The sequence below is a fragment of the Pseudoalteromonas sp. SCSIO_11900 genome, from assembly GCF_000576475.1.
In the GTDB taxonomy this organism is placed as follows: Bacteria; Pseudomonadota; Gammaproteobacteria; order Enterobacterales; family Alteromonadaceae; genus Pseudoalteromonas; species Pseudoalteromonas tetraodonis.
Genome location: NZ_KK070023.1, coordinates 2,952,985 through 2,975,952, shown reverse-complemented (window position 1 = coordinate 2,975,952; position 22,968 = coordinate 2,952,985). Strand labels below are relative to the sequence as shown.

The window sequence follows — 22,968 nt, the reverse complement described above, 5'->3', positions numbered from 1 at the left end:
ATTGCGGGTTAACCACCCGCAATTTTTACCTTAAACTTTAATCCTTCTAAAATCGCCTTTAACTTATCGCGATCATCACCTTGTACTTCAATAACTCCTTCTTTTACTGCGCCACCTTGGCCCATTTTACTTTTTATTGTTTTTGCTAACTTTTTTAAATCGTGCTGTTGGGGATCTAATCCTACAACTAGCATTACGCCTTTACCTTTTCGGCCTTTGGTTTGACGCTCTATGCGAATAGACCCGTCTTTAAATAGTTTTACATCCAGTTCTTTTTCTGGCTTTGGCTGATCAATTCGCCCTGTTGCTGTTGAATACACTAAGTGATTATCACTCATAATTAACCTATCTAAGATTGAATCTAATATTGGAGTAAATAATAACAAATTTGTGACGCAAAGGCGTAATTTTTGCGCCTAAGCTGAACACCTTTTAATGCCCAAAGATAAAGCGACCAGTTTAAATACCGCAATTATATCTATGAATAAAAGTGCTTAAGGATTTTAAAAAGCGCTTTAAATTGGCTCGCGCTATAAAAATATCCATGCTACTATTTCGGCATTATAGATGTATGGATGGCCAAATGATAAATTTTTATTTAGAGCAAGCTCAGCTTAATGTAGAGCAACAGTTAATTAACGCTGAGCTAGAAAAGCTTGAGCAGTACTTAAATAGCAATGCTGCACCGGCCGTGCGTTGGCAGTATCAAATTCCAGAACTCGGTGAAGGTGGCGCATGTAGTTTGTTCGGCTACTTGCAAGATGAGCCGTTTAATTTAAACGATTACGTTAGCCAAAATGCGCAAACAACAGCAAAGTTAGCGCAACTTCAGTTGATTGTTGACTATGTAATCGAAAACACCCAGTTAGATTGGTATGGCATCTATCAAAATACAGCCACACCTGAAGGCGAGCAGTTATTAAAGCTCGCTTATTTTGGTGCACCGAGTCGCCCTTTATTTCCGATCACAGCTGAATTTGCAACCGGCAGTAATAATGTGCAAGTGGCACTCAGTGGTAAAGGACGTGTTATTAATAATGTTGAGCAATATTTAGCCGCGGGTGGTGAGTATTACACCTGCGATCCGAAAGTAAAAGCAGAGGCCTGTTTACCACTATTTAATGCGCAAAAGCAGTGCATTGGCATTGTCGATGGCGAAGCCTTTAGCACGGATTTTTTTGATAATACGACACTCGCCTTATTAATTGCATGCTGTATTAAAATTCCTCACTTTTTAGTGTAAATAACACTGGTCAATCGAGTGACTTTTTATGTTAAGCTTAGCGCAACAGCTAACCCCTAAATAACGAAGAGATAGTCAATGTTCTCAGTATTAAAACCATTACCAACAGACCCTATTCTTGGCCTTATGGCGGCCTATAAGCAAGATACTAACCCTAATAAGATTGACTTAGGGGTTGGTGTATATAAAGACGAGCAGGGGAATACCCCGGTATTAAAGTCAGTAAAAAAAGCAGAAGCGTTTCGTTTAGAAAATGAAATGAGCAAATCTTACATTGGTCTTGCTGGTAACTTAGATTACTGTCAACAAATGGAAAATCTTCTTCTTGGTGAGCACCCGGCATTATTAGCTAATCGCGTACGCACAGCACAAGCACCTGGTGGTACAGGCGCACTTCGTGTTGCAGCAGAATTTATTGTACGTTGTAACCCAAACGCTACTGTATGGGTTACTAACCCAACGTGGGCTAACCACATTAGCTTATTTGAAGCTGCAGGCTTAACGGTTAAAGAATACCCATACTACGACTACGAAAACAAAGATTTATTGTTTGATGAAATGGTTGAAACATTAACACAGGTGCCTAAGGGCGATGTGGTGTTATTACATGCATGTTGTCACAACCCAAGTGGTATGGATTTAAACGAAACACAATGGAATACCATTGCTGAACTTGCAAAAGATGTGGGCTTTACGCCATTGATTGATATTGCATACCAAGGTTTTGGTTCTTCTTTAGAAGAAGATGCGAATGGTTTACGTATTTTAGCCAATGCGGTTGAAGAGTTGATAATTTGTTCATCATGTTCTAAAAACTTTGGCTTATACCGTGAGCGTATTGGTGCGTGTTCAATTATTGCAAAAGACAGTGCAACCGCTGATATTTCAAACTCGGTATTATTAAGTGTGGTACGTAGCATTTATTCTATGCCGCCAGCGCACGGTGCAGACATTGTAAACACTATTTTAAGCAGCACAGAGTTAACGCAGTTATGGCACAGTGAACTTGATGAAATGCGTAACCGTATTAATGGTTTACGTAGTTTAATTAAAGACAGCCTTGCAGCCAAAGACATTGCTCAAGACTTCTCATTTATAGACCGCCAACACGGTATGTTCTCTTTCTTAGGTATTAATAAAGAGCAAATCGAGCGTCTACAAAAAGACTACGGTATTTATATTGTAGGCTCTAGCCGTGTAAACGTAGCGGGAATTAGTCAAGCAAACATCGATTACTTTGCTAACGCTGTTGCTGATGTATGTAAGTAACCAATAATAAGTTTTAGCTTATTAGCAATAAAAAAACCGCACACTCGTTGCGGTTTTTTATTGTTTGTAATACCCATCCCCTTATATATATCTGCTTAGATATAAGGGAGTTTAATTCGTTAAATTGTTCAAATATTTATACAAGTTGGTATTACAGCCAGCGAATAGCGCCTGCAATACGTTCATAATACATATTAACCGGTGAGCCTAGGCTTGCTATTAGTACAGTATCAGCTTGTTTTCCTCGGCTTATATGGCCTACGTAGCGAGAGTCACTAAAGTCACCCGAGCCAATTTCAAAGACTTTGTTATCACTAGGGACAATAAACACAGTCATAGGGCCAAAGTCCGATTCAAACACTAAATGGATGCCTTTCTCGCCTTGAAAATCGCAAAAGTTAACATAAGTAACTTTCCCAGGTAAATCATTAAGTTGACCGCCAAGTAAAGCCAGCTTTTCGTTGACTGTTTGTAAGCTGATAGGTTGAGTTTTATTTAACGCGTTAAGTTCATGATAAACATGTGCCAATGCATGCTCGCCAGCCGCATGATTCAAGTTTTGCTCTGTGCTAAACATAAACGCACTTACCGCAATCACAAATGAAGCAGCGAACGCCAAATATACGCGGTCAAACTTAAAGCGTGAGCGTGAATCAATAACGCTGTTTTTTTGTTCAAGCTCATCTTTTCTGGCTTTTTCTTTTAACGAGGTGTTTAAAATAATCCGTTCAGCAAGGTTGTCAGGCACAGGAATATCAAGCGCATCATTGAGTTGCTTATCAAATGTTTTGTTTTCATTTAAAAATTGTTGTCTATCGGGACTACTGTTTGCAAATTCCAGTAGTTCTTTGTCTAGCTCGTTTGGCTGTGCAATCGTGCGGCGACGAAACTCAAGTTCATCCATTATTTTGATGCCCCTTTAAGTTGTTCATCATCACGGCTTAGTGCCTCTTTAAGTTGATTTTTTGCTCGAAATAAACGTGTCATAACCGTATTTTTGTTTAAATCGAGTATGTCTGCAATTTCATCCCCAGAGCAGCCCATAACCACTTGTAATAGTAGCGGCTCTTTGTATTCATCGGCCAACAACGAAATTTGCCGTTGAATAACGGTTTGCTCCATTTCATCATCTAAAGAATGACTGGTTTGATCCACTAGCGTGTCGTTATCTACATCACTGTAATCAAATTGCTTGCGCTCAAAGCGCCTTGCATTTTCGCGTCTTAAAATTGTTAGTAACCATGGCTTAGCTGCTTTTTGATCGAGTAACGAGTCAAGCGAGCGCCAAGCACGTAAAAAGGTTTCTTGCACTAAGTCATCTGCAATATTCGGATCGTTACATAACCAGTAAGCGAAGCGATAGAGTTCCTTATGATAAACGTGAACCAGGGCTTCGTAGCGTTGTTGTTTTTCAGCCATATTTAGTAAGACCCGATCATTCGATTTTTTATTTCCAAACACAAACTCTTTTTAGTTAAAATTATTATAGATCAAAAAAGCAAAATACAATTGAGATCAAGAATACAGCTCTTTTAACGCAGGTGATGAAGGCTTAGCTGTTTGCGATTGATGTGCCTTTAACATGCTAACTATAGCGTCTAAATTGGCGCTAGCCGTTTGCTTACTGTACAACTGTGCTTGTAAATTGTTTACCTGCGCGGTGAACTCTGAGTTGTTTATCATAGCGCATAATTGGGATAGCGCTCCTACCTTTTTACCTGTAAGGGTTAGCGCATACTGATTAAGCGCATCGTAAAATGCTTTTTCGTCATGGCTTTTAGCTAATACCAGCAGGGCTTTTAAAGATGGTTGTTGATTTGTTTTATTAGTTGTTTGAGCCGCTTGTTGTACTTCTTTAACTGGGCGTTTAATAAAGTAAAAAATCACCGTCGCAATCCATAAAACATAACCAAGTGCGGCCACAATAATTAGCCACAGAGGTGTGGCAGTTTGCTGTTGCACTTTAACTGCTTGCTCCGTTGACTCTGCCATAGTGTTATTTAGGTTGTTTTCAGCTGGTGGATTAAGCGTTTGCACTGGCGCTGTTGTACTGGGTGTGACTTTAATAGTACGCTCAGGTAAGGTCGCATAACTAATTCGATTTAATTTGGTGTTATACCAAGGCAAGCTAATTTCTGGCAATGTGTAAGTGCCAGGTGTTTGTGGCAGTAGCGCAAATGAGGCGCTTTGCTGTGATACCACTCGACCATCACGTACCGCATTATTGGTTTCTTTTTCATCAGGATAGCTGCGAATACCATTAATAATAGGCATATCAATTTCGGGTAACTGCTCTTTAGTCACCCCTAGCGCGGTGAGCATAATTGTACGTGTTATCGGCGTGCCGGCTTCAACAGTATTATCCTCTGGCTGCCATTGCTCGGTTAAGCTCACCAGTTCACTGGGTAACCAGTCTCCTTGATAGTTTTCAGGGATAGGTTTAATTTCAATTTGCTGCTCATCGCCAAGCGCTGACACTTCCAATTGACGATAGTTTTGCTGAATACGCCCCTGAAAAACGGGAGCTGCAATAGTGTAGGTGCCACTTTTTTGGGGCTGAATTAAATAATTACGGGTGATCACTAAATAACGTTTACCGTTAACCAGTTCATAATCTTCGCTTTGTTTACCGAGTTGGGTAAGTTGGGCATCTTCCATACTTGGCGCACTTAAGCTGCCATCAAGAAGCTCTTTGGCTAAGTAAAGCTTAATGGTGTAAACGCCAGCCTCTTGTACAAATAAGCTGTTGTTTGAAAGCGAGGTTTTTAAAAATATATCGTTATTTTTATCTGCGTCGCTGCTACGCTCTTTAACCGATAAACTAATTGGTTGCGAGTTTAGCCCTGCAACACTAAAACTGGGAATGGTGTATTCACCCGCCTTGCGGGTCATTAGTTTAACAGACCAAGAGGTTTGTTTTTTTATACTGCCATTAATAATGTTAGTGCGGCTACTTAAGCTCATAGGGCCGACTACAAAATCTTTTAATAATGCTGAGGTGTCGGGTTGTTGCCCTTTTATTGAATCATCAATGCTAATATTAAGCATAAAAAATTCACCCGCTAATACTGGGTTTTTATCAACGCTTGCCTCCAAAGTGGTGGCGGCCATTAATGGCATGGCAGTTAATAGCAATAAACAGCAAAATAATCGCATTACCATGATTTTTCTACTCCTGTTGGACGACGTTGATATTGTCTTTTTTGGGCTTCTAATTGCATTTTGTTTCTTAATAAAATAGCGGGATCGTCGGGCACTTTTCTTAATAACTGATTTAGTTGCTGTGCTTTTTCTTTTTCTTCATTAGTGAGCTCAGCGGCTTGTGCCTGCATGGCTTGTTGCTGTGCCTGCTGTTTTTGCTCATCAGAGGGCGGTTGCTCAGTCATCTCATTAGGTTGATTTTGCGGCTCATCTTGCTGCGGTGTATTCTCGTCTTTATTTTCATTTTGTTGGCTTTGTGACTGAGCTTGCATGTCAGGCTCATTCTGTTTGTCTGATTGCTCACCAGATTGGCCTTGTTGATCTTTTGATTGCTGCGAGGACTGATCTGATTGCTGTTGTTCACTGTTTTGGCTGTCCTCTTCGCTTTTATCTGCGTTGTTTTTCTCGCCATTTTTTTGCTGATCTTGTTTTGATTTATCTGCATCCTCTTGACTTTGCTCATCTTGATTTTGCGAATCATTGCCTTGCTGATTTTGTTGATCTTGCTGTTGTTGTTGATTCAGTAACTGCTCAACAAGCGCTTGATTCTCAGCGGCTTCTCTAAAGTTATTTTGCTTTACTTGCGCTTGTTTATACGCGTCAATGGCAGCCTCTAATTGTCCTGCTTTAGCCAAGGCGTTGCCATAGTTATAATAACCGGTTGCTGACTTATCTTGGCTAAACTCATTCAAGGCAGCATCAAATTGCCCTTGCTGATAAAGTGCAGCCCCTTTGAGGGCGCTTGAGCGAGCCTGAGCTGCTTGTTGATACTCTTTGTTGTTGTATGCCTCTAATGCCCGTTGATCCGTATTTTTAAACAGGGTTGGCAGCTCTGCGGCATGCGCATTTTGTTGAGGTAAAAAGCTAAGTAATAGTACTGCGCTAACTAATGCAGATCGTCTAAATAAATACAAAGCTAAAGGCAGTAAAATAAGCAAACCATAAATACCGGCGTCAATTCGCCATAAGGCTAAATTTGGTTTTTCACTTTTTAGTACTTCACTGTTTGCTTGCGGTGAAAAAACGGCAATATCGCTATTGCTTGGCTGGTAATCGGCAAACTGCCCACCGCTATTTTTTGCAAGTCCTTCAAGTAATGATGCATTGAGGGTTGGCACCACAATTTGACCATAATTATCTTTTAAAAACCCACCTTCAGGTAACTTTATAGGAGCTCCTTGTGCGGTGCCTACGCCGTAAATATTAAGTCGATATTGGCTACTGTTGGTAAAACGGCTCACATCGCTTTGCTGTTGTTGCTCAATACCATCGGTGATCAAAATAATATCGCCATCGAGGTAGCCGGCTTGGCTTAGTAGCTCTTGTGCCATATCTAAGCCAGCGAGTACGTTTGAGCCTTTATCTGGCATAATTTCAGGGCTTAAACTAGGAATAAGGTTGGCAAGAGTCTTAGCGTCGTTGGTCAGTGGTGAAATGGTATAGGCAGTGCCTGCGTAAGCCACTAACGCGGTATCACCTTCTTTAAATAGCTCAACCATATCGAGGGCTTTAAAACGTGATTGCATTAATCGATTGGGAGCAATGTCGGTGCTATACATAGAGTAGGACATATCCATGACAATAACGCGGGCACTTTTACTTTGAAACACGGGCACTTGTTTCTCTTCAAAGCTTGGCCCTGCACTAAATATAATCGCTAAATTGCAAAATAACGCAACCAGCCACAGCGGCTGGCGAGCTTTATTGTTTGATTCACTCATTACAAATGGTGCCAAGTGCGGCGCAATAAGTGGCGCTGACTGGTTTTTTTTATGTTTTAGTAAGGCGATAAAAAATAACCCTGAGGCAGGGAGTAACAGCCATAAAATAGCAGGACGAATAAATTCAAAATCCATTAGTTTGGCTCCTTCATTGCGCGCACCGTTTTTATCAATGCCATTGCACTTATGAGTAAAATGGCCAGTAATAACGGATAATAGAACAAGGCTGTTTGTGGGCGAAAGGTTTGCTCATCGGCACTAATTGGTTCAAGCTTATCAAGCTCAGCGTAAATCTGTTGCAGGCCAGCGACATCTTTTGCTCTAAAATACAGACCGCCTGTTTGCTCAGCAATTTTTTTCAATAAGCCCTCATCTAGGTTACTGCCCCCAGAGCCCATATTAAATAAACTAAAGCCGCGCGGGTTATCTGAACCGACTCCGATGGTATACACTTTTATACCTTCTTCACGGGCAAGTAACAGCGCATCTTCTGGGTCAAGGTTACCTGCAGTGTTTTGTCCATCTGTAAGCAACACCACAATACGGTTACTTTCTTTTTTACTGGCAAAGCGTTTTACCGATAAACCTAAAGCGTCACCAATCGCCGTGGCGCGTCCTACTAAACCAATTTGCGCCTCAGAGAGCATTTTACTGACGGTTTTCACATCACGCGTCAATGGGGTTTGTAAAAAAGCGGTATCACCAAACAATATAAGGCCGAGTCTGTCGCCTTGGCGCTGCTCTATAAAGTCACTTAGCACTGCTTTGACCATGGTTAAACGGTCAACATATTGGCCATTGTAAGCCATGTCTTGTTCGGTCATTGACCCTGACAAATCCACAGCGAGCATTATATCGCGGCCTTCGTTGGGTAGCGATATGGGCTCATCTAACCACGTTGGATTTGCTGATGCGGTCACTAATAATAACCACAGCAACCACTCGATAATATTCAATTTACGCGCACTTGGCTCTATGCTTTGATTGCTTAAATTATGTGATGCAAAACTTGGAATGCGCAGACGCGTGTTGGCATTATTGGCGGCGGGTTTTAATAGTAACAATATTAAAGGTAGCGGCAGTAATAAAAACAGCCATGGCCAGCTAAATTCAAACATGCAGCGGCTCCTTTAGTTTAAATTGTTTAATGGCTTGGCGAAATTTATCACTAAGTGCTGCCTGTGTTTGATTAGCGTTATATAGGCTTAAAATTTCTTCTTCTTTAAAGCCAATCGCTGAAAGTTGGTTCAATGTGTTGCACCAATGCGTTGTTGACTGCGCGGCTAAACGCGGATCGTAATAGGTGATCACTAAACGCTTTAAGATGACATGCAATTGCTGCGCTGACTGTTGTTGATTAGCTAATGCAATGGCATCACGTTTTGGCTTTTTAAAGCGATAATTTTTATAAATTATGACAATTAAGCTACACAATAAACACACAGCAATTGCAATAACAACCCACCAAGCAGGAGCGAGTGGCCACCAGTCGACTTGGGTGGGAGCAATAATATCGTGTAGACCATCAAGTGGAGAGGTTTGCATGATTTATTTTCTCACTAATTGCAGTTCCAGCGCAGTGGCTGCATTAAATGATAATAGGGTGAGTCCAGACTTTGTTAAGCGATTAATACGCGCGCTAAATGCGTGCTCGGCATTTTTAGCAAATCGTTGTCTAAAGCTCTTGTCCATTAAGGGCAGGGCAAATTGCTGATTATTAGCACTGACGGTTACCGTTTGTTTAAAAGCAGGTAATTGATGTTCAAAGGGGTCGCTAATATGACACCCAATCAGTTCGCAATGACGCGCCAAAAGTTCCAGTTGCTTGAAGCTGGCGTCATCCAAGGCGTTAAAATCAGACACGATATAAACCAAACTACCAGGCTTAGCTAAGTGATTTAAACGTTTGAGGTTATCACTAAAGTTATTGCTGGCGGGTTTATCAATATTTTCAAGTGCCTGCTGATGAGCGTCGCATAAATTATGGCATAGTTTTAATACCGCTTTTTCACGAGCGCTGGGTTTTAGCTCTAAATGCGAGTGCTGATTAAACACAATACCGCCAATTCTGTCGCCACGCTGACACGCTGACCACGCAACTAAGGCGCTAATATGTGCTGCTTGCACCGATTTTAACAGTAATTGCGAGCCAAATAGCATTGAGTTTGAAAAGTCAGTAAACACAAATACCGGGCGCTCTTTTTCCTCTTGAAAAAGTTTAGTGTGGGTTTCGCCTGTGCGCGCGGTAACGCGCCAATCAATAGAGCGTATATCGTCACCGTTTTGATAATGACGCACTTCGGCAAACTCCATACCCCGGCCTTTGTGGGGCGCAAGGTATTGCCCTGCTAAGGTATTTTTTATTCTAACTTTAGGTGCCAGCTCAAGCAGTTGTGCCTTAGCTTTATAATACATCAGCTCTTTAAGCGATAAATTAACACCATGGCTATGACTTAATTTAAGCCATGCCTGAGAATCAAAGTGTGTTTGCATAACTTAAGGTACTGCGACTAGTTCAACAATACGGCTAATGACCTGATCTTTTGTAATACCATCGGCCTGTGCTTCGTAACTTAAAATAATACGATGGCGCAATACATTATGTACAACAGCTTGTATATCGTCAGGTGATACAAAATCACGGCCACTTAGCCACGCATGAGCGCGGGCACATTTATCAAGAGCGATAGTAGCGCGAGGGCTTGCGCCGTATTCAATCCAGCGGCCAAGTTGCTCATCTAAGTTTGCGCCTTCTCGAGTAGCAATAATCAACTGAACTAAGTACTGCTCTAATGGCTCGGCCAAATACAGACCTAAAATTGCTTTTCGCGCAGCAAACAAATCGGGTTGTGAAATTTGCTCAAGCACTGGGGCTTCATCATTGAGTGCTTCACCACGGGTCAAACGTAAAATATCAAGCTCATGCTCAGCACCTGGGTAATTAATACTTAGGTGCATTAAAAAACGGTCTAATTGCGCTTCTGGTAGCGGGTAAGTACCTTCTTGCTCAAGCGGATTTTGTGTTGCCATCACTAAAAACAGGTCACTGAGTGGATAGGTGTTTTTGCCTACCGTGACTTGGCGCTCGGCCATCGCTTCTAATAATGCCGATTGTACTTTTGCTGGTGCTCGGTTTATTTCGTCCGCTAAAATAAGGTTATGAAATAAAGGGCCTTTTTCAAACACAAACTCACTGGTTTGTTGGCGATAAATATCGGTGCCGGTCACATCGGCTGGTAATAAATCAGGGGTAAACTGAACACGCTGAAACGACCCTTCAATACCTTTTGCAAGCGCATTTACGGCACGTGTTTTTGCAAGCCCTGGAGGGCCTTCAACAAGTAAGTGGCCATCGGCTAATATAGCAATTAAAAGAGCTTGAGTAAGCGCTGGCTGGCCAATGATTTGTGTATCTAAGTACGTTTTTAATTGTGAAAATGCGTTAGCTGCCATAATAAGTGGACTGTCCTCGTCAGCTTAAATAATACCTAAATTGGTTAGGTAACAAATACTGAGCTAGTTATAAGGTTTATAAGTGGATAACTCAAGAGTTAGACTGATTTTTTAAAAATAGTTCGTTATTTTTTAACGATTTTTTAGCCTAACATAAAACTTTGTAAAACCAGCTAAAAAAGCCTATTGTATTACCCTCATACAATGTATGTAGTGATATACAATGGCGCTTTTGTATTTATTTACCTTTATCTATTGGCTTTATCACACGGGTTGTTTAGAATCGGAGAAAACATACAGGTCTGACCTGTCAGCGGGAGAGAATAATAAATGTCTGAGCAAAACATACTTAAAACACCAAAAGGCGACCGTATTGCCATTGTAAGCGGCTTACGTACTCCTTTTGCTAAGCAAGCGACTGCGTTCCACCATGTACCAGCATTGGATATGGGTAAGCTAGTGGTTAATGAAATGCTTGAGCGATTAAATTTCGACAAGTCAGAAATCGATCAATTGGTTTTTGGGCAAGTAGTACAAATGCCAGAAGCGCCAAATATTGCGCGTGAAATTGTATTGGGTACTGGGATGCCAGTATCGGTTGATGCATACTCTGTATCGCGTGCTTGTGCGACGAGTTTTCAAGCGATAGCAAACGTTGCCGAATCAATTATGGCAGGCTCTGTAAGCGTAGGTATTGCCGGTGGTGCCGATTCATCGTCTGTATTGCCAATTGGTGTAAGTAAAAAATTAGCGGGTAGCTTAGTTGATTTAAACAAAGCTCGTACGCTTGGTCAGCGTTTAAAAATATTCTCAAAACTACGTTTAAAAGATTTATTGCCAGTGCCGCCAGCGGTTGCTGAGTACTCAACGGGTTTATCAATGGGACAAACAGCCGAGCAAATGGCTAAAACCCATAATATTAGCCGTGAAGATCAAGATGCTTTAGCGCATCGTTCTCACTCACTGGCAACGCAAGCTTGGGCTGATGGCAAGCTTAAAGATGAAGTAATGACGGCTCATTTACCGCCTTATAAAAGCTTTATTGAAGAAGATAATAATATCCGTAAAAACTCAACGGTTGAAGGTTACGCCAAGCTTAAGCCAGTATTTGACCGTCAACACGGCTCAGTCACTGCTGCCAATGCAACCCCACTAACTGATGGCGCAGCCGCAGTGTTAATGATGAGCGAAAGCAAAGCCAAAGCTTTGGGTTATGAAATTTTAGGTTATGTGCGTAGTTTTGCGTTCTCAGCCATTGGCGTAGAAAAAGACATGCTAATGGGGCCGGCTCACTCAACGCCTATCGCACTTGATAGAGCGGGTATTACGTTAGCTGATTTAGACCTTATTGAAATGCATGAAGCGTTTGCATCGCAAACCTTAGCGAATATGAAAATGTTTGCTTCAGATAAATTTGCACAAGAGCACTTAGGGCGTAATAAAGCCATAGGTGAAATTAACATGGATAAGTTTAACGTGAACGGCGGCTCGCTTGCATATGGTCATCCATTTGCGGCAACCGGCGCGCGTTTAATTACACAAAGTTTATACGAGCTTAAGCGTCGTGGCGGTGGTTTAGCGTTAACGACTGCCTGTGCTGCGGGTGGTTTAGGTGCAGCCTTTGTATTGGAGAGTGCGTAATGACAGATTCAGTATTTAATTTAACGGTTGATGATAACAAAATAGCCGTAGTGACAATTGATGTACCGGGTGAAAAAATGAACACCCTGCGAGATAGCTTTGCTGATGATTTAAAAGCATTATTAGCACAAGCTAAAGAGCACGCAGTTAAAGGTATGGTATTTATTAGCGGTAAAAGCGATAACTTTATTGCTGGTGCCGATGTTAAAATGCTAGACAACGTGCAAAAGCGTGAAGATGCATTAGCTATTAGCGAATTATGCCATCAAGCATTTTTTGATATGAAAAAGCTTCCGTACACCACAGTTAGTGCTATACATGGCGCAGCACTTGGTGGCGGTTTAGAATTTGCTTTAGCCTGTGATTACCGCGTAGGTACAGATAGCGATTTAACTAAAATTGGTTTACCAGAAGTACAACTAGGTTTATTACCTGGCGGTGGTGGTACACAGCGCTTAACTAAAATCGTGGGCATTCAAAAAGCCCTCGAGTGGATGCTAACCGGTAAACAAATTCGTCCTAAACAAGCTAAAAAAGCCGGTGTATTGGATGATTGTGTACCACAAAGCGTACTGTTAAAAGTGGCTAAAGAGTTTGCGGCGAAGAAAAAGCCACAAGTTAAAGAGCCTAAACTTGATAAGATCAGTAAGTTATTAGAATCCAACCCGTTTGGCCGTAACTTTATCTTTAAAAAAGCTAAAGAAAACGTTCTTAAAAAAACCGGTGGTCATTACCCTGCGCCGCTTGCAATTATTAAAGCGGTACGTGCAAACGTAGAGCTTGACGAAATGAAAGCGTATAAAACCGAAGCAGAAGGTTTTGCCACATTGGTAATGAGTGATGAGTCTAAAGCACTGCGCGGCATTTTCTTTGCAACCACTGAAATGAAAAAAGAATGGCGCAATGATGATGCTCCCGCGATTAGTAAAACTGCTGTGTTAGGTGGTGGCTTAATGGGCGCAGGTATTGCCCATGTGAGTGCGGTTAAAGCTAAATTGCCGGTGCGTATTAAAGATGTGGCAGAGCAGGGCATAAGTAATGCCATGAACTACACATACAAAATTTTAGATAAGCGTCTTAAACGCCGTATTATGTCCAAAGCCGATATGCAGTTAACGATGAACCGCATTACCGGCACTACCGATTACAGCGGTTTTAAACACATAGATTTAGTGATAGAAGCCGTATTTGAAGATTTAGAACTGAAGCAAGGTATGGTTGCTGATGTAGAGCAGCATTGCCAAGCGAATACTATTTTCGCAAGTAATACTTCGTCATTACCTATTTCGCAAATTGCAGCAAAAGCAGAACGCCCTGAAAATGTAATTGGTTTACATTATTTCTCACCAGTAGAGAAAATGCCACTGGTAGAAATTATTCCTCACGAAGGCACCTCAAAAGAAACGATTGCTCGTGTAGTTAACTTTGCGCGTAAGCAAGGTAAAACGCCAATTGTGGTAAAAGACATGGCCGGTTTTTACGTAAACCGTATTTTAGCGCCATACCTGAATGAGGCGGCAAACTTAATGCTTGCCGGTGAGCCAATTGAAAAAATTGACGCAGCCTTAGTTGAGTTTGGTTTTCCAGTAGGGCCGTTGGCACTGCTTGATGAAGTCGGTATTGATATTGGTTCTAAAATCGCGCCAATTCTTGAAAAAGAATTGGGTGAGCGTTTTAAAGGCCCAGATGCTTTCTCGCGCATGATTGATTCAAAACGCTTAGGCCGTAAAACGGGTCGTGGTTTTTATGAATACGACAAGAAAGGCAAAAAGGTTGATGAGTCAGTCTATGAGCTACTAGGTGTAACCCCAGCTCCACGTCTAAATAAAAACGAAATTGCTAAGCGTTGTATCTCACAAATGCTTAATGAGGCCGTTCGCTGTTTAGATGACGATATTATTGCCAGCCCGCGTGATGGTGATATTGGTGCTATTTTTGGTATTGGTTTCCCACCGTTCTTAGGTGGCCCGTTTAGCTATATGGATAAATTAGGCGCAGCTAAAATTAGCTCTGATATGTCTACTCTGGCTAACAGCAATGCGATTTTTGCACCCTGTGAATCACTGGTTGCAATGGCTGATAAAGGCGATAAGTTTTACACTACAGCCGCTAAAACAGCTGAAGTTGAGTTAGAGCAGGCAGATGATAAATCGACTGATACTCAAAATGAGAAAACTGAGCACAAAGATTAATGTTTTAAGTTAACGTAAAAAAGCCGCAAATTATGCGGCTTTTTTATGTTTGATTATCAGTAAATATAGAGATATAGACGCTTATTTACAGTAACGCTTCAATGGCCTTTTTATCTTTATCAGGCATATTGTCGACCACCAAATTAAACGAGTTATCAATCATACGCTCAATTTCACCCTGTGGTACTGAGCCGTCTAAAATCACGGTATTCCAAAGGCGTTTATTCATATGATAACCAGGAATAACGGCAGGGAAAATATCTCGTAATGATTGCGCTTCATCAGGGTCGCACTTTAAGTTTAGCCACCAAATAGGTTCGCCGTTTTCATCGGTTTCACCTTCATTGCTCAGTGCGAGGGTGGCGAACATCTTATGGTTTACTTTATACACATCAACATCTTTAGCAAAAGGCTGGGTTAGTTTAACTAACGGCTTGTTCATTAAATAGGTATGTACAGTTTGTTGGTTCATGAGCCATTCCTTGAGGTCATAATCGATAACTTTACCATAGCAGCTTTTTGCTACTAAATAACACGAGTTTAAGTCTAAATTACAGATTTATGAGTCAGTACGAAGTAAGAAGCTAATCATATCACTTTATTGTTGAACAAAATCAGTTTCGTGGTATGTTTCTCGCAATCAAAAAAACAATAGGAATTCACCCATGCCAAAGGCAAGTGATGTTAAAAAAGGGACGGCTATTGACTTTAATGGCCGTGTATTAGTAGTAAAAGATATCGTACGTTCTGTACCACAAGGTCGTGCCGGTGGTAGTTTATACCGTATGCGTTTATACGATGTAGTAACGGGTAGCAAAGTTGACGAAACATTCAAAGACAGCGACATGCTTAACCTTGCAGATTTAACCCGTCGTGAAGCGATGCTGTCGTACATTGATGGCGATGAGTATGTTTTTATGGATAACGAAGATTATACGCCTTACAACTTGGCTAAAGACGCGATAGCTGAAGAGATTCAGTTTGTTAACGAAGAGACCCAGGGCGTGCATGTTATTGTGATTGATGGTGCGCCAGTTGGGCTTGATCTTCCTTCAAGTGTTGAGCTTGTAGTTGAGGAAACCGACCCTTCAATTAAAGGTGCTTCAGCCAGCGCGCGTTCAAAGCCTGCTCGTTTATCAACCGGCTTAACTATTCAAGTGCCAGAGCATATTTCTACGGGCGATCGCATCCGTATTAATACTGCAGAGCATAAGTTTATGGGCCGTGCTGACAAGTAAGCCGCTATAAATCTATGTTGATTAGCCGAGTATTTAAGTTGCTCGGCTTTTTTTTGTCTGAGTAACGGTCAAATAATGTGTTGCTTTAATTTTCGCCAGTTTAACGCTATTATACGCGCCTTATTTTTGAGCTGGTTGAGGTGGTGGTGTTATTTGTTTTGCTTAGCGGTGTATTTATAGCGCTTATGTATTTAGAAACCATTAAAAAGGGCATGCCTGTTAAACGCTGGTTATTTTTAGGTGGCGTGTTTGGTCCTGTTGCTTGGTGCTTGTTTAATATGCATTATCGACGTGCATTGATACGCAATATAGGTGTAAATGCGTGTCTATGGCGTGCTTAACTGGTCGCTCTAATTAAACTGAGTTTTGATTGGCTTTTTTGTTGTTTTAAAAACGCAGTAAATTCATCTTTTGACAGTGGCTTAGAGTAGTAATAACCCTGCAGTGTTTCACAGTTTAGCTCTTCAAGTATGCTTATTTGCGACGCTTGCTCCACCCCTTCGGCAACTACATGCAAATCAAGGTTATGCGCAATAGTGACGATAGAGTCCACCATATTGCGGCCACGTTCAGTCTTCATATCATCGATAAAGGCTTTATCTACCTTAAGCGTATTGAGTGGAAACTGCTTTAAATACGCAAGTGATGAATAGCCGGTACCAAAGTCATCCATTGCTAAGTGAATTCCACGGGCACTTAAAGAGCGCATAATCGCAATGGCTTCTTGTGGATCGTCCATTACGGTGCCTTCAGTTATCTCAAGCTCTAAAAAGTACGAGGGTAGTTCATTTTTTTGTAAAATCACATCTATGCGCGAGGTTAAATCGGGTAGGCTAAATTGTTTTGCTGATAAGTTAACAGCAACACGGGCATTAAATAAGCCTGCATCTAACCACTGTTTTACATCGCGACAAGCTTTGTTTAAAACTACTTCACCAATTTCAATAATTTGCCCTGTTTCTTCGGCAATTGGAATAAATACCCCTGGGCTAATAACCCCCTTTTTCGGAGTAATAAAACGCACCAACGCTTCCATTCCAGCAAGCTTACCAGTACGAATATTCATTTTAGGCTGGTAATACACCTCAAAATGATCTTCTTTTAAGCCAAAGCGCATTAGGTTTTCTATTTGCAGTCGTTTTACTGCTTGGCGGTTCATGGTGTCATTAAAAAACAGGTAGCTATTGCCTTTCTTTTTAGCATGATACATCGCAGTATCGGCGTTCTTTAATAGTATTTCGGGGGTGTTACCATCTTCGGGGAACAGTACTATACCAACGCTTGAGGTGATAGCAAGTTCATGGCCTGCCATTTTAAATGGTGTAGCTATGGCCGCCAAAAACTGTTTAGCCATGCGAGTGATAGTGAGAATATCGTTGGTGTTTGACATAACTAGCGCAAATTCATCGCCGCCAAGGCGATAAAATACGTCATTTTCACGGGTGAGCTTATTTAAACGCATAGCAAGCTTTGCCAGTAAACTATCACCTAATTGATGGCCTAATGAGTCGTTTATCTTTTTAAAGTTATCTAAATCAAATACGAGTAATGCATGATGAGAATGCTGCTTTGCGAGTTTTTGTAAGTCAGAAAAAAACAAATTACGGTTAGGTAAGCTGGTGGTGCGATCTCGATTAGATAAATTATTGAGCTCAGACTCGGTTTTTTTACGCTCGGTTAAATCTGAATACACCACCACATAATTGGTTATTTGATTTTGTGCGTTTTTAATTTCATCTATTGAAATTTCAAATGGCAGCAGAGCATGATCGCTATTGCGAAGCTTTACTTCTTCTTGAATATGTTCGTGCTTTCTAACGGTGTTTTTTATGGATTCTATATAGCTTTTGTCGTAACCGGCTAAATGAAACTCTTTCTTTAGGTATTGCTCGCGTACGCCGCCAAACAAAGTTAAAAAGCTGGGATTAATATCCACCAGCCTAAAGTCTTTATCATAAATGGCCAGCGCATCAGTGAGTGACTCAACACATTTTGCAAATAAGTTAAGTCGATCTTCCGTTGATTTTAACTGCGAGATATCTCTGACTATGCCAGTCATTCGCAGTGGGCTTAGGTTAGCGTCTTTTTCAATGATTTTTCCGCGGTCGAGCACCCAGTGCCATTTACCAAAGCTGTCTTTAATACGATAAGTTGCTTCAAAAAAAGTACTTTCTTCGGCAAAGTGTTTTTTTAGTAGGTAATCAACATGGGTTAAATCGCGGGGATGGATCAAGCTTTTATTCGGTGGAAATTCTACTAGGTTATTACTATTCATCACGTATTTGTCATTGATACGAATAACTTTACCGGTTTTGATATTCCAATCCCATAGAGTGTCACCACTGCCTTCTACGGTACTTTTTAATCGTTTTTCAGAAAGCTGTAATTGAGAGTGTGAACGCTTGAGTGAGTGAACAATCGTTAACAAATAAACTACAACTAACAACATTATTGCGCACACGCTCACGACCAACGCATTTAAATTCAAGTTAAACGATGACTCGAATGCACTCGCAGAGTAGGCTGTGGCCAAAGTGGCCAACAATAGAATATATTTTATTATTTTTATTTTTTTCATTGTCTTACTTCTTATTAACAAAAGACAATCTAAATCAAGCGCGAGCAAGAGTCAAAGAGAATGCGAATAAAGTGGTAGTTTCTCAGACAAATTCACAGATTTGGCACTTAAAAGCTCATATCTTGGGCGATCTGCATTAAAAAGTTCAGCGGCGTAGGCTTTTAAATCTTCAAGCGTTAATGCGTTTAAAGAATCCAGCAGGCGTTGCTGCATATTAAACCGATGATCGCCATTACCTATAGCAAGCCATAAACGTTGTGAACGTAAACGCAAATTTTTGTCTTTTTCAGCAATATGAGTTGTTAATCCATGTTTTTGTTGCAGCCAGTCTTGTTCTGTTAGTTCATTAATTATTGCTAAATACTGGCTAATAAATAAATTATGCCTGTGCAGTAACGTGGTGGGCTCAAATTTTGGTGATTGTATATAAAAGGCAATACCAGCACGGGTATTAAAAGGAGCGTATCCTGCGCCTACTAAATAACCGAGTTGTTGCGTTGTTCTGAGTTCATTAAAGTAGTCTTGATTAATTAAATGATTTAGCGCCATCATTTTCACTTTTTCAATAACGTCATCGCTTTGTGCTTGGTAGTAAATCACCATGGCATTATCGCTGCAGGCAAGTTCAAGCTCGTAGCGAGTCACTTTAGTAATTTCATAAAGTGGGCGCTTTAAATCGTTGATAACGGCTGATTTTTTAAGGTGCTGAGCGACCTTCTTTTGAAACTCAAGCGCATCATTTTGCTGCCAATTACCATGTAAAAAAGACTCAACATGAAGGGCATTAAAAAACGCTTGTCTAAATTCATTAAACTGATGGAAACAGGTGTCTTTGAGTGCATTTGCTAACTCGTCAGGCTTAGGATTCCACGGCATTATTTTAGCGCCTAAAATACTAAATAGCTCACTAACGGGTTTGTTTTGATTGCTATTTCGCCAATGTCTAACTAATTGCTTTTTATATTCTGCAAAGCGTTTGGCACAAATTTTTACGTTAAATAGTGCATCAATCAGCTGATCGACTAATTCGAGTTGGCTTGAAGAAAGCCCCGCAGTGTGAAGCGTTAAGCCACCTTGATGAGAGGTTAAGTGATAACTTAAGCCCGCAAGTTCCGCTGGGTAAAACTGTTCGCCAACACTGTCCATGAATAAATCTGAGAATAACCGCGTCAGTGCCATATGTTTCACGTCTTTTACTGCAAAGTCAGAGTCCATGGCTAAATAAAAATGCCCTTTGGCGACTCTAAAGGTGGCGTCTTGTTTAAACCAAAAGTCAAAGCCTGCTTCTTTTACCAGTAATGTTGGATGTCGTTGCTGTGATTCAACCGGATATAAAATGACATCTTTAGCTAAATAAGGATTAGCCGTGGGCAATAGCATTTCACTTTGTGGCTGGCTAATCTGTGCAAGTGCTTTGAGCCAATGTAGCGACAATTTTTCAATTTTATAGGGGGTGTTATACCAAGCAGCTGTGTGTTCAGGCTCTACATCAGGATGAATAAGCACTAAACGCATGTTGTGCGGAGTTAACCACTGCATAGCCATTTCATGCGCGCTGGCTTTAAAGCCTTCCATTAAATAGTCACCCTGTAAGTAATTAACTTCATCGTAGTGTTGCATGTTAATACTTAAATTACTGACCCAATCAATTAGGCGAGACTTTTCTTGGTTATCAAATGCGATTTGTAATAGTTTTTGCTTATCTTGATATAGGCGAGGTAATTTGCTGGTGTTGTTATTAATTAAACAAATGTATTCAAACACCATCTCAATAATATCTTCGTAGTATTCAATGCCTTCATCGGTCAGCGCCATACTAATATTAAAGTCTTTAAAATTACTGCCATTAATTCCGCCACCTGCAGAGAGGGCATTGATCCAACCTTGCTCTTTAAGCACAGAATATAACGAGCCTTGCCCCTCATAACCTAGTAAGTGCGCAATAAAGCTGACCGTTTTATGACGATAAAAATCGTCAATGTTTGGCATGGCAAAGCTAATAATCAACTTTTGTACATGTTTGTGTGGTTCAATATGAAGCAACTTACCCAAGTCTTGGCTGCGATAAAGCGGCGCTTCTATAGGTGGCTTTAATTGGTGTTTATCTCCCTTTATCTGGGAGAAATACTGGGTTGCCCATGCCTCAAGTGTATCTAATGACTCATTGGCACAAATCACTAAAGTCATCCACTGAGCTTGGTAATGCTGATTAAAAAAGTCACGTAATTCATCACTAATACAGCGCTTTCTATCTGCTAATGTTTGCAAGTTTCCCACTGAGAACTTGGCAAAAGGATGTTCTGGGTTAACCGTTTCTTTATGCACTTGATAAATTCGACGGCCATCGTCTTTAATTTTTAATTTAAACTCAGCCTCAATAGCATTACGTTCTTTTTCTGTTTCAGCGGGGTTTAGTTTGGGCGCTATAAAAAACCGACTAAATTGCGCTAATGCTGTTTCAATATGATGGTTATTAATATCAAAGAAATAGCAGGTATGCTCTGTGCCAGTCCACGCGTTGGTATTGCCACCAGACTGCGAGACAAAATTATTAAAACTTCCTGATTCAGGATAAAGGTCAGTGCCTAAAAACAACATATGCTCTAAAAAGTGCGCTAGGCCTTGTCTATCAAGCGGATCATCAAAGTGACCAGCGTTAACAGCCATGGATGCGGCAGCTTTTGCTGAGTCTTGATCGTGCACTAAAAGTACTTTTAGACCATTGTCCAGTGTTAGTGTGCGGTAAGCTCTGTTATCATTAGTGCTGATTTTCAAATGATGCTCCTGAAACTAAACGTATAATTGTTAACAACAGATGATAACTTCAGGAATGCAATGCTATTTACCTGAACATCATGAAAGAACTATTTTAAGAAAATAAATAGGTTTGAGTTATTAATATAGCGGAAATTCGAGCAAACTGGCTACTGTTTTATATTCTTTAATTGGTTGATTTTTTATGAAAACAATCTTGATAATGCGTCATGGTGAAGCAATACCGATGCACTCTGATGATGTCAGTAGAAATTTGACTCCTTTGGGCCATCAGCAGGTAGAAAAAATGGGGCTGTGGTTACAAAAAAAGCATGCTCCAACGGGGTTATTAGTGAGTCCTTATGTAAGAGCGCAGCAAACAGCTGAGGGTGTTAAAAAAAATAATACCTTTTTATTTGAAGAGACCTGCCAAGATATTATTCCTGAAGGTAACCCGCAGGTTGCTGCAGATTATTTAGAAACGTTAATCGCGCTTCATCCAGAATGCGATACCTGGCTTGTGGTTGCCCATATGCCTATGGTGAGCTATTTGGTTGATCAGTTGTGTGCTGGGCACATGCCTATTTTTAATACCGGCGCTGTTGCACAAATTAGTTATGATGAAACTCGCCACAAAAGTGATTATATCACCATCAATGCACCAGCGAATGTAGATACATAGCGTGTAAATTAGCATTTAGCTAAGCCACTTTCTGTTAGGTAAATGCTACTACTTTTAGGTATTTGTCTACAGTAGAATTGTTAACCACATACTAAAACTCACCACACTCAAAACTGTCGATAAAACAACCGCACTGGCTAACGTATCTTGATGTTGTTTTATTTGGCATGCAATTAAGTACGCATTAACTCCCAAGGGCGATGCGCTCAATAATACGAGTACTTTTAACAGCGACTCATTAATAGCAAATACATGTGTGCCTAACACTAATACTAAGGCGGGCAATATAACTAGCTTTAACAGGCTGGCAATAGCTGCCGCTTGCCAGTTATCGCTAATTTTATAAAAAGCTAAATTTGCACCTAATACAAATAACGCACAGGCTATGGCAGGTTTAGCTAAAAGCGCTATGCCATTAGTTAAATCAAAAAATAAAGTAATCCCTGCTAAATTTACCAATAAACCCATGCTAATACTCAATACGACAGGATTGAGTAACATATTTTTGGCAAATGTTGACCACGAAAACACATGACTGGCACTGTTTGCACTAATTAAAAAGGTGAGGGTGAACAATAGCGCGCTATGAAAGGTAATGATCATAAAAATAATGCCCATCATTTGCTCACCCATGGCGGCAATAATAATGGGCAAGCCCACCAATACGGTATTTGAATAACTACTGCCAAGGGCAAATACACTGTGACGTTCATATTGAGGATGTTTGGAGAGAGTGTAGCGGTCAATAATGAGCGCAAAAAAATAAATTAAAATAACGGGAATATAAAAGCTTAAAAACCCATTTAAGCTCACGCTGGTTTTTAAGTCTGCCTGGGCCATATTTAAAAATAAAAAACTCGGTACACTAATGTAAAAAGTAAATTTACTGAGCCCCGTTATATGAATGCGTTCTAAAAACTGACTTCGGCTTGCTATGTAGCCGCATAACACAATAAAAATAAGCGGAAATATAATCGAAAATATATGCACTAAAAA

At 40.6% G+C, this 22,968-nt stretch carries 20 protein-coding genes; 7 read left to right on the top strand and 13 right to left on the bottom strand.

Features of this window, described 5'->3' with window-relative positions; translation table 11 throughout:
* Positions 1 to 8: 8 nt before the first annotated feature.
* On the bottom strand, positions 9 to 338 hold the full coding sequence (locus BG00_RS13795; RefSeq protein WP_008464752.1) for an SUI1 family translation initiation factor: 330 nt from the start codon (positions 336 to 338) through the stop codon (positions 9 to 11).
* Positions 339 to 583: 245 nt separating this feature from the next.
* Here BG00_RS13795 and BG00_RS13790 point away from each other — a divergent pair, with 245 nt between their 5' ends.
* Complete coding sequence (locus tag BG00_RS13790) at positions 584 to 1,243, top strand: GAF domain-containing protein (protein ID WP_036983502.1); 660 nt, start codon at positions 584 to 586, stop codon at positions 1,241 to 1,243.
* 78 nt (positions 1,244 to 1,321) lie between these two features.
* On the top strand, positions 1,322 to 2,512 hold the full coding sequence (locus BG00_RS13785; protein ID WP_036983216.1) for an amino acid aminotransferase: 1,191 nt from the start codon (positions 1,322 to 1,324) through the stop codon (positions 2,510 to 2,512).
* 151 nt (positions 2,513 to 2,663) lie between these two features.
* Here BG00_RS13785 and BG00_RS13780 read toward each other — a convergent pair whose 3' ends face one another.
* The 8 genes from BG00_RS13780 to BG00_RS13745 are packed head-to-tail and all read right to left on the bottom strand — an operon-like array spanning position 2,664 to position 10,887.
* The gene (locus tag BG00_RS13780) at positions 2,664 to 3,416 is read right to left on the bottom strand and encodes a DUF3379 family protein (protein WP_036983215.1); all 753 of its coding nucleotides are present in this window, start codon (positions 3,414 to 3,416) and stop codon (positions 2,664 to 2,666) included.
* Complete coding sequence (locus tag BG00_RS13775; RefSeq protein ID WP_013464502.1) at positions 3,416 to 3,973, bottom strand: sigma-70 family RNA polymerase sigma factor; 558 nt, start codon at positions 3,971 to 3,973, stop codon at positions 3,416 to 3,418. The genes BG00_RS13780 and BG00_RS13775 overlap by 1 nt, the downstream gene beginning before the upstream one ends.
* 54 nt (positions 3,974 to 4,027) lie before the next feature.
* Positions 4,028 to 5,674: a BatD family protein gene (locus BG00_RS13770; RefSeq protein WP_036983214.1), complete on the bottom strand. Its 1,647-nt coding sequence runs from the start codon at positions 5,672 to 5,674 to the stop codon at positions 4,028 to 4,030.
* Entirely contained in the window at positions 5,668 to 7,569 is a 1,902-nt protein-coding gene (locus tag BG00_RS13765; RefSeq protein ID WP_036983213.1) for a vWA domain-containing protein, read from the bottom strand. The genes BG00_RS13770 and BG00_RS13765 overlap by 7 nt, the downstream gene beginning before the upstream one ends.
* The gene (locus BG00_RS13760) at positions 7,569 to 8,552 is read right to left on the bottom strand and encodes a vWA domain-containing protein (RefSeq protein WP_036983212.1); all 984 of its coding nucleotides are present in this window, start codon (positions 8,550 to 8,552) and stop codon (positions 7,569 to 7,571) included. The genes BG00_RS13765 and BG00_RS13760 overlap by 1 nt, the downstream gene beginning before the upstream one ends.
* Positions 8,545 to 8,979 (bottom strand): DUF4381 domain-containing protein, encoded by a 435-nt coding sequence (locus BG00_RS13755; protein WP_036983210.1) that lies wholly within the window; start codon positions 8,977 to 8,979, stop codon positions 8,545 to 8,547. Before BG00_RS13755 ends, BG00_RS13760 begins: the two co-directional genes overlap by 8 nt.
* Before the next feature lie 3 nt (positions 8,980 to 8,982).
* Positions 8,983 to 9,927, bottom strand: a complete 945-nt coding sequence (locus BG00_RS13750; protein ID WP_036983209.1) for a DUF58 domain-containing protein — start codon at positions 9,925 to 9,927, stop codon at positions 8,983 to 8,985.
* A 3-nt stretch (positions 9,928 to 9,930) separates the two neighbouring features.
* Positions 9,931 to 10,887 (bottom strand): AAA family ATPase, encoded by a 957-nt coding sequence (locus BG00_RS13745; RefSeq protein ID WP_013464508.1) that lies wholly within the window; start codon positions 10,885 to 10,887, stop codon positions 9,931 to 9,933.
* A 330-nt stretch (positions 10,888 to 11,217) separates the two neighbouring features.
* On the opposite strand from BG00_RS13745, the gene fadI reads away from it, so the two are divergent.
* Together fadI and fadJ are read left to right on the top strand one after the other, a co-directional pair.
* On the top strand, positions 11,218 to 12,528 hold the full coding sequence (gene fadI, locus BG00_RS13740; protein ID WP_013464510.1) for an acetyl-CoA C-acyltransferase FadI: 1,311 nt from the start codon (positions 11,218 to 11,220) through the stop codon (positions 12,526 to 12,528).
* Positions 12,528 to 14,720, top strand: a complete 2,193-nt coding sequence (gene fadJ / locus BG00_RS13735; protein ID WP_036983208.1) for a fatty acid oxidation complex subunit alpha FadJ — start codon at positions 12,528 to 12,530, stop codon at positions 14,718 to 14,720. Before fadI ends, fadJ begins: the two co-directional genes overlap by 1 nt.
* A gap of 85 nt (positions 14,721 to 14,805) precedes the next feature.
* Here the strand turns inward: fadJ and BG00_RS13730 are convergent, their stop codons facing one another.
* Complete coding sequence (locus BG00_RS13730) at positions 14,806 to 15,192, bottom strand: MmcQ/YjbR family DNA-binding protein (protein WP_013464512.1); 387 nt, start codon at positions 15,190 to 15,192, stop codon at positions 14,806 to 14,808.
* Positions 15,193 to 15,385: 193 nt separating this feature from the next.
* On the opposite strand from BG00_RS13730, the gene efpL reads away from it, so the two are divergent.
* The gene (gene efpL / locus BG00_RS13725; RefSeq protein ID WP_024602810.1) at positions 15,386 to 15,958 is read left to right on the top strand and encodes an elongation factor P-like protein EfpL; all 573 of its coding nucleotides are present in this window, start codon (positions 15,386 to 15,388) and stop codon (positions 15,956 to 15,958) included.
* A 146-nt stretch (positions 15,959 to 16,104) separates the two neighbouring features.
* Positions 16,105 to 16,299 (top strand): hypothetical protein, encoded by a 195-nt coding sequence (locus BG00_RS13720; protein WP_069440259.1) that lies wholly within the window; start codon positions 16,105 to 16,107, stop codon positions 16,297 to 16,299.
* On the opposite strand, the gene BG00_RS13715 is transcribed toward BG00_RS13720, so the two are convergent.
* Together BG00_RS13715 and BG00_RS13710 are read right to left on the bottom strand one after the other, a co-directional pair.
* A complete protein-coding gene (locus tag BG00_RS13715) occupies positions 16,296 to 18,536 on the bottom strand; it encodes a sensor domain-containing protein (protein ID WP_036983205.1) in 2,241 nt (746 codons plus the stop codon). The genes BG00_RS13720 and BG00_RS13715 overlap by 4 nt on opposite strands.
* A gap of 51 nt (positions 18,537 to 18,587) precedes the next feature.
* The gene (locus BG00_RS13710; RefSeq protein WP_036983204.1) at positions 18,588 to 21,311 is read right to left on the bottom strand and encodes an insulinase family protein; all 2,724 of its coding nucleotides are present in this window, start codon (positions 21,309 to 21,311) and stop codon (positions 18,588 to 18,590) included.
* 184 nt (positions 21,312 to 21,495) lie between these two features.
* Between BG00_RS13710 and sixA the strand changes: the two genes are divergently transcribed.
* On the top strand, positions 21,496 to 21,972 hold the full coding sequence (sixA, locus tag BG00_RS13705) for a phosphohistidine phosphatase SixA (protein ID WP_171034749.1): 477 nt from the start codon (positions 21,496 to 21,498) through the stop codon (positions 21,970 to 21,972).
* A 66-nt stretch (positions 21,973 to 22,038) separates the two neighbouring features.
* Here the strand turns inward: sixA and BG00_RS13700 are convergent, their stop codons facing one another.
* Complete coding sequence (locus tag BG00_RS13700; protein WP_036983201.1) at positions 22,039 to 22,962, bottom strand: AEC family transporter; 924 nt, start codon at positions 22,960 to 22,962, stop codon at positions 22,039 to 22,041.
* Between the last annotated feature and the right edge of the window lie 6 nt (positions 22,963 to 22,968).

What these genes read in the sequence shown, in the direction of transcription:
- BG00_RS13755 (WP_036983210.1), bottom strand. Translation starts at nt 8,979, where the DNA reads ATGCAAACCTCTCCACTTGATGGTCTACACGATATTATTGCTCCCACC.
- sixA (WP_171034749.1), top strand. Translation starts at nt 21,496, where the DNA reads ATGAAAACAATCTTGATAATGCGTCATGGTGAAGCAATACCGATGCAC.
- BG00_RS13790 (WP_036983502.1), top strand. Translation starts at nt 584, where the DNA reads ATGATAAATTTTTATTTAGAGCAAGCTCAGCTTAATGTAGAGCAACAG.
- BG00_RS13750 (WP_036983209.1), bottom strand. Translation starts at nt 9,927, where the DNA reads ATGCAAACACACTTTGATTCTCAGGCATGGCTTAAATTAAGTCATAGC.
- fadJ (WP_036983208.1), top strand. Translation starts at nt 12,528, where the DNA reads ATGACAGATTCAGTATTTAATTTAACGGTTGATGATAACAAAATAGCC.
- BG00_RS13730 (WP_013464512.1), bottom strand. Translation starts at nt 15,192, where the DNA reads ATGAACCAACAAACTGTACATACCTATTTAATGAACAAGCCGTTAGTT.
- BG00_RS13760 (WP_036983212.1), bottom strand. Translation starts at nt 8,552, where the DNA reads ATGTTTGAATTTAGCTGGCCATGGCTGTTTTTATTACTGCCGCTACCT.
- efpL (WP_024602810.1), top strand. Translation starts at nt 15,386, where the DNA reads ATGCCAAAGGCAAGTGATGTTAAAAAAGGGACGGCTATTGACTTTAAT.
- BG00_RS13785 (WP_036983216.1), top strand. Translation starts at nt 1,322, where the DNA reads ATGTTCTCAGTATTAAAACCATTACCAACAGACCCTATTCTTGGCCTT.
- fadI (WP_013464510.1), top strand. Translation starts at nt 11,218, where the DNA reads ATGTCTGAGCAAAACATACTTAAAACACCAAAAGGCGACCGTATTGCC.
- BG00_RS13770 (WP_036983214.1), bottom strand. Translation starts at nt 5,674, where the DNA reads ATGGTAATGCGATTATTTTGCTGTTTATTGCTATTAACTGCCATGCCA.
- BG00_RS13715 (WP_036983205.1), bottom strand. Translation starts at nt 18,536, where the DNA reads ATGAAAAAAATAAAAATAATAAAATATATTCTATTGTTGGCCACTTTG.
- BG00_RS13765 (WP_036983213.1), bottom strand. Translation starts at nt 7,569, where the DNA reads ATGGATTTTGAATTTATTCGTCCTGCTATTTTATGGCTGTTACTCCCT.
- BG00_RS13780 (WP_036983215.1), bottom strand. Translation starts at nt 3,416, where the DNA reads ATGGATGAACTTGAGTTTCGTCGCCGCACGATTGCACAGCCAAACGAG.
- BG00_RS13795 (WP_008464752.1), bottom strand. Translation starts at nt 338, where the DNA reads ATGAGTGATAATCACTTAGTGTATTCAACAGCAACAGGGCGAATTGAT.
- BG00_RS13745 (WP_013464508.1), bottom strand. Translation starts at nt 10,887, where the DNA reads ATGGCAGCTAACGCATTTTCACAATTAAAAACGTACTTAGATACACAA.